The sequence below is a fragment of the Vibrio sp. CyArs1 genome (assembly GCF_022432925.1).
In the GTDB taxonomy this organism is placed as follows: domain Bacteria; phylum Pseudomonadota; class Gammaproteobacteria; order Enterobacterales; family Vibrionaceae; genus Vibrio; species Vibrio mediterranei.
Map to the genome: position 1 here is coordinate 713,986 of NZ_JAKRBO010000002.1, position 14,081 is coordinate 728,066.

Here is a 14,081-nt window from a genome sequence, read left to right on the forward strand (position 1 = left end):
AGCTACCTAGGGTCTGTCACTTTATTTAAGAATCTTGATATCCGGAGCACCGACTTCCAGCTCTTGAACATGCCAATCTAAACCGATTTCAGGCATGGTTTCTAGGAACGGATCAGGGTCTAATTGCTCCATATTGAACACTCCAGCGTCTGCCCATTGACCACGGAAGTATTGCAGTGCCGCCGTGATGGCTGGGACACCCGTTGTATAAGAAATGGCTTGATGCTCTACATCTTCGTACGCCACTTCATGGTCTGCATTATTGTAGATAAATACAGAACGTTCTTTACCATCTTTCTTACCTTGAACCCAAGTCCCGATACAAGTTTTACCTGTGTAACCTGGTGCCAAAGAAGTTGGGTCTGGAAGCAGTGCTTTTAACACATGTAGTGGCTGAACCACAGTGCCATCATGTAGAGTTAGAGGGTCAGGGCTAAGTAGACCAATATCACGCATGCAATTGAAATAGTTCAAGTATTTATCGCCAAAGCCCATCCAGAACTCGATGCGCTTTGCAGGAATGAACTCTTGCATAGAACGAACTTCATCATGTGCCATTGAGTAAACTTTGTGTTTGCCGACTAATGGGAAATCGAACTCAAGCATACGAGTGTGGCATTCAACTTGTTTCCATTCACCGTTTTCCCAATAGAAAGAGTCACCTTGAATTTCTAGCATGTTGGTTTCTGGATCAAAGTTAGTGGCAAACTTTTTACCGTGGTCGCCAGCATTGACATCCATAACATCGATGGTGTCGATTTCATCGAATAAATGCTTCACTGCGTAAGCTGCAAATACGCTTACAACACCAGGATCAAAACCTGCGCCTAAAATACCCGTGATACCTGCCTCTTTGAATTTGTCACGGAAACCCCATTGCCAATCATAAGCTTGAGGAACTTGCTGACCTTCCGAGCATAGATCGACAGCGACAGAAGTATCTAAATAAGAGACTTTCGCTTGCAGACACGCTTCCATGATGGTGATGTTTACCCAAGGAGGACCCGCGTTAATCACTAGGTCTGGCTTCACTTCATTGATCAGGGCAACCAGCGCTTCAACATCGTCCGCATCAACGGCACGAGCGTCTAGCTTTTTAGTCGTGTCTTTTAAGTTGTTTTTGCCTTTAATGGATTCAATGATTTTTTCACACTTCGCGACGGTGCGTGACGCAATCGTAATATCACCTAATACATCGTTATTCTGAGCCGCCTTGTGCGCGACTACCCAACCAACACCACCAGCGCCAATCTGTAAAACTGCCATTTTCTTTCCTTATTCTGTTTATCGGTTAGTACGAGTTAGCTAGCTCAAGTGCTAACTGATCAATGTTATTCAGTAGGCTCTCAAAATCTGAGAGCGTTAAGCATGGGTTTAGAATCGTGAACTTCAGTGCTGACTGACCGTTCAATACCGTTTCCCCTAACACCGCAACGCCACGTGTTAGTGCTTGTAAACGGATCGCTTTATTCAGCTCATTCAAATCGTTGACGTCATGATTAATAACGCGCAATAAGACCGTTGATAATGATGGCTGTGCCAATAGCTCAAATCGTTCATGCGCTTGAACAAGTTTGGCCACCTCTTGCGTTTGTTCCATCAGATGGTCATACATATCACTTAGTGCCTGTGGACCAACGTTTTGCATCGTCATGAAGACTTTTAGAGCATCGAAACGCTTGGTTGTAGCAATGGATTTATCGACCAAGTTTGGCAGCTCATCGTGCTCTCGATTGAGGTAATCCGCATGATGAAGCAGGTACTTAAAGTTGCTGCGATCTTTTACCAGCAACGAGCCACAACTGATGGTTTGATAGAACAGTTTATGGAAATCGACGCTGACAGAGTCCGCTTTTTCAATACCATTAAGCTTGTTTTTGTGACTGCTTAGAATAAGGGCGCCACCGTAAGCACCATCAACGTGAAACCAAAGCTGGTTTTCGGCAGCAATGGTGGCGAGAGAGTTTAGATCATCAATAGCGCCGTGATCTGTCGTCCCTGCTGTTCCGACTAAAGCAAAAGGTATCAAGCCTTCAGCTCTCATCGCTTGTAAGTCAGTGATAAGTGCATCCGTTTTGATGGTGCCGTTGTCGTGGGTTGCAACGCAGTGCACGGCTTTTTCACCCAAGCCTAACAACGAGGCTGACTTTTGAACCGTAAAATGCGACTTATCGGAACAGACAATACGAAGTCTATCGGCATAACTCGGAAGACCTTGCTTTTGGATAGAATGACCATCCGTCACATCCGCAATTCGGTCACGTGCCAACAGAAGACCCATTAAATTACTCTGTGTGCCACCACTGGTGAAAATACCATCTGCTGACGCACCAAGCTCATAGCGCTCGCAAAGCCAATCCAGTACTTTCTGCTCAACATAAGTTGCCGCCGATGCTTGGTCCCAAGAATCCATAGATTGATTCAACGCCGCGATCATCGCCTCTGCAGCGACAGCCGGCATTAAAGGTGGTGTATGCAAATGTGCAATACAATTAGGGTGTTGAGTGAATATTGAATGGTCTGCAACCAAACTTGCAGTCTCATCAACAACACGTTGTAGATCGTGATGACTGCCGTCAAGATTGACATTGTTAATGGCCGATTCAAGCACTTTTGGATCTAATCCCGAATACGGTTTCGAGACGCCCTCAAACACTTCTTTCATCGCTTGAGTGGTGTGATTCATTACCTGAGAAAACTCGGTCGCACCTTGCACACCCGTGTGGATGAAGTACTTTTTCCACGACTTTGCTTTGTTATCTTGCTGTGACTTTTGCCCGCCACCGGCTACAACGATAGCCTCTTCAATAGTGCGTAATGCAAAATCGATCTGCTCGAAACTGATGATTAGTGGTGGAAGAAAGCGAATAACGGCACCATCACGCCCACCTTTTTCAACCATCAAACCGCGTTCTAGCGCGGCGCGCTGTATGTCTAGAGTAAGCTGACCATCGGCAACAGGTTCACCAAACTTGTTGTGTTCACCCGTTGGCTTGACAATCTCGACGCCCAGCATCAGTCCTTTGCCGCGAACCTCAGCAATACAGTCTACACGTTGCTTTATTTTGTTGAGGCCAAGACGTAAATACTCTCCAGCGACTCTGGCATGCTCAACAAGATTGTCGCGCTCGATGATCTCAAGTGCTTTCTCGCCCGAAACCATGGCCAGTTGATTACCGCGGAACGTGCCCGTGTGTTCACCTGCGTTCCACGTATCCACTTTTTTGTTAAATACCAGTAGCGACATCGGCAAGCCGCCGCCAATCGCTTTGGATAAACAAAGAATATCTGGGCTAATCCCCGCTTCTTCAAATGCAAAACGGTAGCCTGTTTTGCCTACGCCGCACTGGATTTCATCCAAAATGAGCAAGATCTCATGCTCATCACAAAGTCGGCGTAGTTCTCTCAGCCAAAACGCCGGAGCAGGGATAACGCCCCCTTCTCCTTGAACTGGCTCAACAATAATGGCAGCTGGTTTCATGATACCGGCTTCATCATCGTTCAATAGTCGTTCGATATAACGAATACTCTGTTTTGCGCCCGCATCGCCACCAAGACCAAACGGACAACGAAGACTATAAGGAAATGGCATGAAGTGAACATCGGACATCAGCCCAGTACGACGAGCTTTGGTGCCAAGGTTACCCATCATGCCCATGGTGCCATTCGTCATACCATGATATGCACCGCGGAAGGCAAACATAGTATTTCTACCCGTAGTTTGCTTCGCCAATTTGATAGCGGCTTCAACAGCGTCAGCACCCGAAGGGCCACAAAACTGAATCACCGATTGGTCAGCGAATTCTTGCGGTAGAAACGCTTTCACTCGTTTGATAAAACGATCTTTCGCTTCTGTCGTAATATCAAGAGTTTGGTACGGTAAACCTGAATCAAGCTGCTGTTTGAGAGCTTGATTGATTTCAGGATGGTTGTAACCCATCGCAAGCGTGCCTGCTCCAGCAAGACAATCAAGAAAGATTTGCCCACGAGTGTCTTCCACCAAAGCACCAAATGCTCGCTTGATGGCGATAGGCAGACGTCGCGGATAGGAACGAACTTCTGATTCGTGCTCCGCTTGATCAAGTAGAACCTGATCAGGTGTCAGGTCATAGATGCCTTCAACGTGTGGAACGTGTACCGAAATTGAAGACGCGAATTCTTTGGAATCAAATTCGAATGCTGTACTCATTTTTTGTAACCTAGATTAGGCGTGCGAAATCACTCGCTACGCGCATAGCAAAACAAGTCCCACCGTATTTCAGATGTGACAAAGACCTAAATGAATTTCTTCATTTAGAAAGGTATTAGCGTTTTGAAATCAAGGCTCTGTGATACTACGGTTTAAGCGCAATACACAGTTTGGAAGTACAAAGCTGATTTTTGAGTGTGAGTTAATCTGTTTCAATGTTGGGTTTCCCATTAACATGCCCTTCTAGGCATCAGTATCCCGTCTACTGGTTATTGGCATAACCAGTACCTACCCTACGTTGTGTCACAATCAGCTTGAATGGTCACAACGCGTCTCCCCCAGATTCATTCCGAGATTGCGCGGGAAAGTAACATAGAAATCATTATTATCGCAACCGTTTTCTCCAGTTACGTTTTGTCTAACTTATGGAAACAACTACCAAAAATATGAAATTGGTTAGATAAAAAAACCGCCTTATGGGAGGCGGCGTTATTTTATTTTGCTACTTATCCTTTTGATCGCTTAGGCGTTTGGTGGTCGCTTGGCCTATGGTATCTACGTCAACACCATTTTGTTCCAAGAATTTTTCAAACATCGGTAACAGTGGGCCTAAAGTGTCAGCAATTGTATCGCGCACGGTATCAACAACAACTTGAGTGCCACGCTCAATCTCTATATTAACGTCATCACCCACCAGTTTGCCTTCAAAGGTCGTCATACGGCGAGTTTCTGGAATCAGCCACACATCAAACCACCCTTCTTGCTTATCTACTTCTGAAACCGTCAAGCTTGCCCCGTTGATAGCGATATAGCCTTTAGGGAACACGTATGGTTTCCACTCTTTTGGCAACTGAAATTGTATACGGTAATTATCTTCTTGTTGATGAATAGCAACCAATGGCGTTTTGAAGTCCACGTGTCCTGAAAGCGGATGACCACCAATCTCTGCGCCATCTTTTGCCGCACGCTCCACATTGATTCTCTGGCCTTCTTCAAATGCACTCAATGTGGTGATGTTCAGGCTCTGAAGCATGACGTCAAAAGAGAGACGCGTTTCACTTTGAATTTCGGTAACAGTTAAACATACCCCATCCACAGCGATACTGGCTCCAATTTCAACATCGACGCAAAACCCAGATTCAAAATCGATTTCAAAGGTACGAATGCCGTTAAGATCAGTAATTTTGTCGATTGTCGCGACAGATTGGATAATTCCCGTAAACATAGATGCCTCATTTCACTAGTGAAGTGCCTTTAGTACGGACATCATTACAAAAAGAATCAAGAAGATAAAGAGAGTAGAAAGGAAAAACGAAAAAGCCCAGCATAGTTGCTGGGCTTTCTTGTTTGGAGCGACACACGAGGTTCGAACTCGTGACCTCAACCTTGGCAAGGTTGCGCTCTACCAACTGAGCTAGTGTCGCATTTGTCTTTTCAGACTAATTTGAGATGGTGCCCCGGGCCGGACTTGAACCGGCACAGCGCGAACGCCGAGGGATTTTAAATCCCTTGTGTCTACCAATTCCACCACCAGGGCACACAAAATTCATTGTGATGGAGACACCATCTAGATACCGCTTTCGCCATATCTTTAAAACTTGGAGCGACACACGAGGTTCGAACTCGTGACCTCAACCTTGGCAAGGTTGCGCTCTACCAACTGAGCTAGTGTCGCATATTCTCTAAGAGAGAATGGAGGCGCCTCCCGGAGTCGAACCGAGGTCCACGGATTTGCAATCCGCTGCATAGCCACTCTGCCAAGGCGCCTTCTTGTCACTCTGGACTCTAACTTAATCGCTTTGCTTTAAGCAGTTCCTCTTGAGTACGGGAGGCATTTTACGCAATCAGAGAAATGAGTCAACACGTTTTTTTATATTTTGAATCGTTTGTCTAAGAAACATCCAAAAAGCGCTAATTTGCTCAATTTTCTAGCAAAAACATGCACATTTAGCACTAGAAAACTTGTTTTGCTTTGTTGTTGTATTTATATCTACAAAACCTAAGAACTCTGATATCACTTACCGAAGTGCCTCTCTTCGAGTATTAAAGCATTCAATAGTGACAAAAAAGGCGAGCTCATCGCTCGCCTTCTATTATTCATTATCTCTAATCATCTGCATTCAATAAATCATCTTTAGCAGCAGCTAGATATTGGAACATTGACCAGTAGGTTAATACCGTTGCAACATAAAGTGCACCGAAGCCTAGCCATACCATCCAATCGTCATAGCGCCAGATAAGTACCCATAGAGCAAACATCTGTGTCAGCGTCTTAACTTTGCCTACCCATGAAACAGCAACACTGGCGCGCTTGCCGATTTCAGCCATCCACTCTCTCAAAGCAGAAATGATAATCTCACGTGCAATCATGGTAACAGCAGGAATAGTTACCCAAATGCTGTGGTAGTGTTCAGTAATTAGAATCAACGCAGTAGCAACTAACACTTTGTCAGCGACAGGGTCGATGAAAGCGCCAAATCGAGAGGTTTGACCCAGCTTCCTTGCTAACATCCCATCTAACCAGTCGGTAAAACCGGCCACCCAAAACACCATTGCGGCAGCAAACGGCGCCCAGCTGTATGGGAGATAAAAAACTACAATGAATACGGGGATGAGAAATAATCTCAACAAAGACAGAATGTTAGGTATGTTTAAACGCATATTATTATCGGCTCTTTTCTACTGCGCCTTTATGTTGCGGGATTTTCTCTAGTGTTTCAATGCTTGATAGATGTTTTCTGCCAAAGATTTGCTAATTCCGGGTACTTTGGCGATTTCTTCTACACTGGCTCGCTTAAGTTCTTGCAAACCACCCATGTACTTCAGCAAGGCTTGACGACGCTTAGGACCGATTCCTTCAATCCCTTCTAACGGACTGGTACGTCTTGTTTTAGCACGTTTGGCTCGATGGCCTGCTATCGCATGATCATGACTCTCGTCTCGAATATGCTGAATTAGATGAAGTGCGGGAGCGTCACTTGGTAAGTTAAACTCACGCCCCTCAGGGGTAATTAACGTTTCTAATCCCGGTTTACGAGTCACCCCTTTAGCGATACCAATTAGTAATGGATGCTTAGGCCACTCTCCCCAATACTGAGAAACGATTTCAACCGCACGGTTGAGTTGCCCTTTACCACCATCGATAAAAATAATATCAGGAATTTTGTCTACGTCGATTTGCTTAGAGTAGCGACGTTCAAGCACCTGTCCCATAGCAGCGTAATCGTCACCGCCAGTAATACCAGTAATGTTGTAGCGACGATACTCTTGCTTTAACGGCCCTTCTTGATTAAACACCACGCAAGATGCAATCGTACTTTCACCCATCGTATGACTGATATCGAAGCACTCCATGCGAGTTATGCTCTCCAACTCAAGTTCTTCTTGAAGGGCTTTGAAGCGCTGGTTGATTGTCATCTTATGATTGATTTTGGTGGTAATTGCCGTTAATGCGTTGGTGTTTGATAGTTTAAGGTAACGACCACGAGATCCCATCGGGTTGACGTGGAAAATAACTTTCCTTCCAGCAATTTCAGACAGCGCTTCACCTAACGTACTGATATCCTCCACAAGGTCATCATTGAGGATGATTCGCGTAGGGATGGTTCTAGATTCTGTTTGATTCAGATAGTATTGGCTTAAGAAACTATAAAACACTTCTTTTCGGTCGGTGTTACTTGGGATTTTAGGGAAATGACTGCGGCTACCGAGTACTTTGCCTTGGCGAATCATTAGAATATGGACACAAGCGACACCTTTCTCTTGAGCAAAACCAAGCACATCCATGTCATCATCGCTGTCTTCGGAGACGAACTGCTGCTCTTGAACCCGTCTAATCGCTTGTATCTGGTCACGATATTTAGCCGCATCTTCGAATTTTAGATTACGGCTTGCCTCATCCATTTTCTCCACCAGCATTTGCAATACGTTACTGTCTTTGCCTTGCAGGAAGAGACGTAGCAATCCCACCAATTCTGCATATTCTTCATCGGAGATAATGCTGCTGACACACGGGCCAGCACAACGGCCGATTTGATACATTAGGCATGGACGGCTACGGTTAGCATAGACCGAGTCTTCACACTGACGAACCGGAAAGATCTTTTGAAGAAGGTGAAGAGTTTGCCTAACAGCGCCAGAGTCAGGGTAAGGACCGAAATACTCCCCTTTCTTACGACGTGCCCCTCGATGCATCGAGAGCCGTGGATGTTTGTGTCCAGATAAGAAAATATAGGGATAAGACTTATCGTCTCTCAGCAGTACATTATATTTGGGCAAGTACTGCTTAATATAATTGTGCTCAAGGATCAGTGCTTCGGTTTCTGTATGAGTAACAGTTACATCGATTTTCGCAATATTGCTGACTAAGGCACGTGTCTTTTCGCTATCGACTCGTTTGCGAAAATAGCTAGTAAGGCGTTTTTTGAGGTCTTTGGCTTTACCGACATAAATAACGACCGACTCGGCGTCGTACATTCGGTAGACGCCGGGTTGGTTTGTTACAGTCTTTAGAAATGATGTTGAATCAAAAATGTGTTCCGACACTACAATGTCTCAGTATCTAACATTCCATGTCGAATAGCTAAATGAGTCAGTTCAACATCACCATTGATATCCAGCTTACTAAAAAGTCTGTATCGGTAGCTATTAACTGTTTTCGGGCTCAAGCTCAGTTGCTCTGAAATATCTGTTACCTTCTGTCCTTTGGTGATCATCATCATGATTTGAAGTTCACGTTCAGAAAGGTCTTTAAACGGGTTTTCAGACGCTGATGAAAATTGGCTAAGTGCCATTTGCTGAGCAATTTCAGGAGAAATGTATCTCTGACCACTATTGACGAGTCGAATAGCGTTGACCATTTCATCAGGCGCTGCACCTTTGGTTAGGTACCCGGCGGCACCCGCTTGCATTACTTTCGTCGGAAACGGATTTTCCGTATGTACAGTTAACACGATGATCTTAATGTCTGGATTGTGGCGTAGAATTTTCTTTGTTGCTTCTAAACCGCCAATACCAGGCATATTCATGTCCATTAAAATGACGTCAACATGGTTGCTACGACACCATTTTACGGCTTCTTCACCACTGTCAGCTTCTCCTGCTACATTCATTCCACGGACGTCTTCGATAATACGTCGTATCCCTGTGCGAACCAGTTCGTGATCATCTACAAGGAAAACATTAATCAAACTTGTATCTCCACACTTGTCTATTGGCTCTGCGACCACTTGAGGTTAGTGGATAGCAGCATGGCTAGCTATCTTACCTCATTTGAAACTAAATTGCTCTCGTACAAATCGTGCACAAGCGCAAACTTTGGCAAACACATTACGATGAAGATGAAGCGTCGTCAATCATAAAAACTTTAAAATCATTAGGTTACAAATTAGTCACTCATCCTAGTGCTTAAACGTAACTCCTCGTTTTACTACGATTATTTCCCAATGTTCACCTATGAAACCCAGTACACATCATATGCCAAAAAATCACAAAAACTCGATATAAATCACTATTCTAATTTATACTGTTCGTTACTAAAGTTTAGCGCATATTCATAGATTTTCGCGGTTGGTAAGCCTTTGTTACACTACTTCCTTACATGTGATTATCAACCAATGATATTTTGCTTAAAATTTACGCAAAGCCATTATGCCGGTAGGAAAAAACTGAGTTGGACATCCATAAAGGGTTTCTATTAACCCGACAATCAAGAGACACGCGTCAAGGACCACAGATTGAGTTGTGGATTTCCACTGTGAATGGGCCCGTCCAAATTCTAATTGAGGGTCAGAAACCAGTTTTCTTCGTGCCACGACATTTTGCAGAACTGGTCGATGACTTAGCATCTGATGCTCGACTTCCTATTGCCCTCAAGCCTGTAGAACTAAAAAGTTTTGAGGGTGAAGACCTCTTCGCGGTCTACAGCCAATCAATTTCCGGTGCGCGCAAGCTTCACGAACTCTTGTTGAATAATGACATTCTGGTTCTTGAAGCAGATATTAAGTTAGCAGATCGCTTTCTAATGGAGCGTTTTATCCAAGGCAGTTTAGCGGTCACTGGTAACTGTGAAGTGATCAATGCCAACACTTGCAACCAGTACATTCGAATCACTAATGCCAAGTGCAAAGCCTACGACTACACGCCTGAATTAAAAGTAGTTTCTCTGGATATAGAGTGCTCTGAGAAAGGCCAGTTGTATTCCATTGGCCTTGATAGCGCGAGGGATAGTCGCGTTATTATGGTAGGTGAAGCGCAGGCGTGCGCGACCCAAGTTCAATGGGTCAACGATGAAAAAGCCTTACTTGTAGCGTTAAATGACTGGTTTAAAACGTTCGACCCCGATGTCATCGTAGGGTGGAGTGTCATTGATTTTGATTTTAAGTTACTTAATAAACGAGCAGAATTGAACCATGTGAAGCTCAGTTTGGGTCGAGGCGATCAGAATATATACTTTCGTACCTTACCTTCTAGTCAGCAAAGCTTTATCACTATTCCGGGACGTGTGGTGTTAGACGGTATTGATACCTTAAAAACCGCCACTTACGGTTTCCGCTCTTGGTCTCTAGAGTCGGTTTCTCAAGAACTGTTAGGCGAAGGAAAAGCGATTCATAACGTGCATGACCGAATGGCAGAAATTAACACCATGTTCCGCCAAGACAAGCCATCACTCGCTAAGTATAACCTACAAGACTGTGTGTTGGTTAACCGCATCTTTGCACACACCCACTTGCTAGAATTCGCCATTGAACGTACCAAATTAACAGGCGTTGAGCTTGACCGAGTAGGCGGGTCGGTAGCAGCTTTCACTAATCTTTATCTCCCTCGTCTACATCGCTCTCATTACGCGGCACCTAATTTGCACCCTGAGAACTGGGTAGCAAGTCCAGGCGGTTACGTCATGGACTCCATCCCAGGGTTGTATGATTCAGTACTTGTGCTCGATTTTAAAAGCCTTTATCCATCCATTATTCGCTCCTTCTTGATCGATCCTATGGGACTGATTGAAGGCTTGAAATTGGAAATTGGTAAAAATGACGACCAAGCTGTAGCAGGATTTAGAGGAGGTCAATTCCATCGGACGCAGCATTTTCTTCCAAATTTAATCGAAGAATTATGGAAAGCGCGCGATGTCGCAAAAGCCAACAATGAAAAAGCATTTTCTCAAGCCATCAAGATCATTATGAACTCGTTTTATGGTGTTTTGGGCTCATCAGGCTGTCGATTTTTCGATACTCGTCTAGCCTCCTCAATTACCATGCGTGGCCATGAGATAATGAAAACATCGAAACGCTTGATTGAAGAAAAAGGATATCAAGTTATTTATGGTGACACCGATTCAACCTTTGTTTCATTGAATGGTAAGTTCGATGCTCAAAGTGCGGATAATATTGGCAACCAACTTATCGACTATCTGAATACGTGGTGGGCCGATCATCTCAAGAACGAGTACAACTTAACGTCCATTTTGGAATTGGAGTATGAAACCCACTATCAGAAGTTTCTAATGCCAACAATAAGAGGTTCCGAAACCGGATCTAAAAAGCGTTATGCAGGGTTAATTGGAGATGGTGACAAGGAACGACTGATCTTCAAAGGATTGGAAAGTGCCAGAACCGACTGGACTGCACTGGCGCAACAGTTTCAGCAAAAACTCTATATGATGGTGTTCAAAAACCAAGATCCATCTGACTATGTCCGTTCATTTGTGGAAAGCACTTCACGAGGTGAGTTTGATGACCAATTAGTCTATCAAAAGCGCCTGCGCAGAAAGCTGCATGAGTATCAAAAGAATATTCCCCCTCAAGTACGAGCGGCTCGCATGGCAGACGACATCAACCAACAATTGGGACGACCATTGCAATACCAAAACAAGGGAAGAATAGAGTATGTCATTACTTTAAATGGACCCGAGCCGGTTGAGTATCAGCGTTCACCCATTGATTATCAACACTACATTGATAAGCAACTGCGGCCGATTGCTGAGGCTATATTACCTTTTATTGGTCAAAGCTTTGATGATTTGAGTGCGCCTCAAATGGGGCTCTTCTAATAGTAAAGTTAGCCAATTTTGAATTCTGTTTTCTTGTACTCATTAGCAATCCATGTGCCAAATTCATCCAAGATACCCACCACTGAACGTTTGGGAATGACTCGATTACCTAACAAGATCCCAAGACGTTCAACAGTTTGCTGGCGCTCCGGAAAATAGTTTAAGAATTGCAAACCACACTCCTTGGGTTCATCTATCCACTTCTTGTGTTTATGTAGAACAAGTCCATAAGCAGCACGTAAGAGTTTCTTCGCCATCTGGCGCTGCGCCATTAGCATGTGGTCTTTTGTTGTTGCTTGCGCAATTTCGCTACGCAGATTGATAGAGCTCTCTGCAATATCCATATTCCACTGCTTAGAAATTTCCCAGCTAGGAATATACTCGCCAAAACACTCGGCCAAATTTTCACCATACACATTAATACAGCACTGCTTAAGTAAGAAACCCCACGTAAACAATGCATCAAGTGATACCACTTGCTTTACGAGCGCAGTACGTATCGAGATACCTCGTACAAAGGGAAACTCTTTTTGAAAGCGCCAATTAATACTGTTGAAAAGAGACGTTCGACTGTCACTGAATGATTGATGAGTAACCACAACAACATCCAGATTGGATATGCTAGAGATGGCTCGCCCCTGCGCCACGGAACCATAGATATAAACGCTGTGGAGATTGTCTTTAAGCCCAGCTTTCAAACAAGCTAATAGGTCCTGGACGACATCAACATATTGAGGTTGAGCTACCAGCGATGAAAGTGAATTCGGAGTATGCACGATATCGATTTAGAGTACTGCGGATAGATCTATTCTACGTTTCGAAATGTCGAGATTCAATGCTCAAATGAATCATGGCCAGCATCACATGTTTCTTGAGCAAAGCCCGACTTCGGACGTATAATTGTCTGTCTAAACAAAAAACGAAGGAAATATTCCCATGCCTAAGGCAAGTGAGCTAAAAAAAGGTTTTGCGATTGAGTCAAATGGCAAAACGTTGCTAATCAAAGATATCGAAGTAACGACTCCAGGCGGTCGTGGCGGTGCAAAGATCTATAAATTGCGTTGTACTGATTTGGCAACAGGCTCAAGAGTTGATGAGCGTTTCAAGTCTGATGATACTCTAGAAACCGTTGAAATGAACAAGCGTAACGTGACGTTCTCTTACGTTGATGGTGATGAGTATATCTTTATGGATAACGAAGATTACAGCCAGTTCACATTCAAACATAACGAAATTGAAGACGATCTACTGTTCATCAATGAAGACACTCAAGGTGTACAAGTTATTCTAGTAAACGGCAGTGCTGTGGGTCTTGAACTCCCTTCATCTGTCGAGCTCGTTATCGAAGAAACTGACCCGTCAATCAAGGGCGCATCAGCATCTGCTCGTACAAAACCAGCTCGTCTGTCAACAGGTCTAACCGTACAAGTACCTGAGTACATCGCAACAGGTGACCGTGTAGTGATCAACACTGCAGAACGTAAATACATGAACAGAGCATAAGTTATGTCAGAACTGATTTCATACGATGACGTTATCGAAGCGGCCTACGACATCTTCCTAGAGATGGCCCCTGATAATCTTGAACCTGCAGATGTCATTCTTTTCACCGCACAGTTCGACGACCGTGGGGCTGCTGAGGTTGTAGAAACAGGTTTGGATTGGGCTGAACAGGTAGGATTCGACGTTGATGAAACCTACGCAGAAGTGCGTATTGGGTTGGTAAACGAAGAAGACGATGTTCTTGATGATGTGTTCGCGCGCTTATTGGTAAGCCGTGATCCAGAGAATAAGTTCTGTCATATCCTTTGGAAGCGCGATTAATCGTTGGTTTCCATCCAT

10 protein-coding genes and 4 tRNA genes are annotated in these 14,081 nt (G+C 44.3%); 3 read left to right on the forward strand and 11 right to left on the reverse strand.

The window, feature by feature from the left end; all coding sequences use genetic code 11:
• Positions 1-21: 21 nt before the first annotated feature.
• From MMA19_RS09945 to uvrY, 10 genes are all read right to left on the reverse strand, one after another.
• On the reverse strand, positions 22-1,266 hold the full coding sequence (locus MMA19_RS09945; protein WP_006075494.1) for a carboxynorspermidine synthase: 1,245 nt from the start codon (positions 1,264-1,266) through the stop codon (positions 22-24).
• A gap of 25 nt (positions 1,267-1,291) precedes the next feature.
• Complete coding sequence (locus MMA19_RS09950) at positions 1,292-4,189, reverse strand: pyridoxal phosphate-dependent class III aminotransferase (RefSeq protein ID WP_240206109.1); 2,898 nt, start codon at positions 4,187-4,189, stop codon at positions 1,292-1,294.
• A gap of 502 nt (positions 4,190-4,691) precedes the next feature.
• On the reverse strand, positions 4,692-5,414 hold the full coding sequence (locus MMA19_RS09955) for a riboflavin synthase (RefSeq protein WP_006075492.1): 723 nt from the start codon (positions 5,412-5,414) through the stop codon (positions 4,692-4,694).
• Between the two features lie 123 nt (positions 5,415-5,537).
• Positions 5,538-5,613, reverse strand: a tRNA-Gly gene (locus MMA19_RS09960).
• A 26-nt stretch (positions 5,614-5,639) separates the two neighbouring features.
• Positions 5,640-5,726: transfer RNA gene (locus MMA19_RS09965), tRNA-Leu, on the reverse strand.
• 62 nt (positions 5,727-5,788) lie between these two features.
• A tRNA-Gly gene (locus tag MMA19_RS09970) sits at positions 5,789-5,864 on the reverse strand.
• An 18-nt stretch (positions 5,865-5,882) separates the two neighbouring features.
• Positions 5,883-5,956: transfer RNA gene (locus MMA19_RS09975), tRNA-Cys, on the reverse strand.
• 339 nt (positions 5,957-6,295) lie between these two features.
• Positions 6,296-6,850 (reverse strand): CDP-diacylglycerol--glycerol-3-phosphate 3-phosphatidyltransferase, encoded by a 555-nt coding sequence (gene pgsA / locus MMA19_RS09980; protein WP_038225942.1) that lies wholly within the window; start codon positions 6,848-6,850, stop codon positions 6,296-6,298.
• Positions 6,851-6,898: 48 nt separating this feature from the next.
• Positions 6,899-8,734, reverse strand: a complete 1,836-nt coding sequence (gene uvrC / locus MMA19_RS09985; RefSeq protein WP_124939940.1) for an excinuclease ABC subunit UvrC — start codon at positions 8,732-8,734, stop codon at positions 6,899-6,901.
• Entirely contained in the window at positions 8,734-9,378 is a 645-nt protein-coding gene (gene uvrY / locus MMA19_RS09990) for a UvrY/SirA/GacA family response regulator transcription factor (RefSeq protein WP_006075673.1), read from the reverse strand. Before uvrY ends, uvrC begins: the two co-directional genes overlap by 1 nt.
• 482 nt (positions 9,379-9,860) lie before the next feature.
• Here uvrY and MMA19_RS09995 point away from each other — a divergent pair, with 482 nt between their 5' ends.
• Positions 9,861-12,239: a DNA polymerase II gene (locus MMA19_RS09995; RefSeq protein ID WP_240206110.1), complete on the forward strand. Its 2,379-nt coding sequence runs from the start codon at positions 9,861-9,863 to the stop codon at positions 12,237-12,239.
• A gap of 8 nt (positions 12,240-12,247) precedes the next feature.
• Here MMA19_RS09995 and MMA19_RS10000 read toward each other — a convergent pair whose 3' ends face one another.
• Entirely contained in the window at positions 12,248-13,015 is a 768-nt protein-coding gene (locus MMA19_RS10000) for a nucleotidyltransferase domain-containing protein (RefSeq protein ID WP_240206111.1), read from the reverse strand.
• A gap of 160 nt (positions 13,016-13,175) precedes the next feature.
• Here MMA19_RS10000 and yeiP point away from each other — a divergent pair, with 160 nt between their 5' ends.
• Positions 13,176-13,742, forward strand: coding sequence for an elongation factor P-like protein YeiP (yeiP, locus tag MMA19_RS10005; RefSeq protein WP_006075135.1), 567 nt, complete (start codon positions 13,176-13,178; stop codon positions 13,740-13,742).
• Positions 13,743-13,745: 3 nt separating this feature from the next.
• The gene (locus tag MMA19_RS10010; protein ID WP_006075134.1) at positions 13,746-14,063 is read left to right on the forward strand and encodes an HI1450 family dsDNA-mimic protein; all 318 of its coding nucleotides are present in this window, start codon (positions 13,746-13,748) and stop codon (positions 14,061-14,063) included.
• Positions 14,064-14,081: the final 18 nt, after the last annotated feature.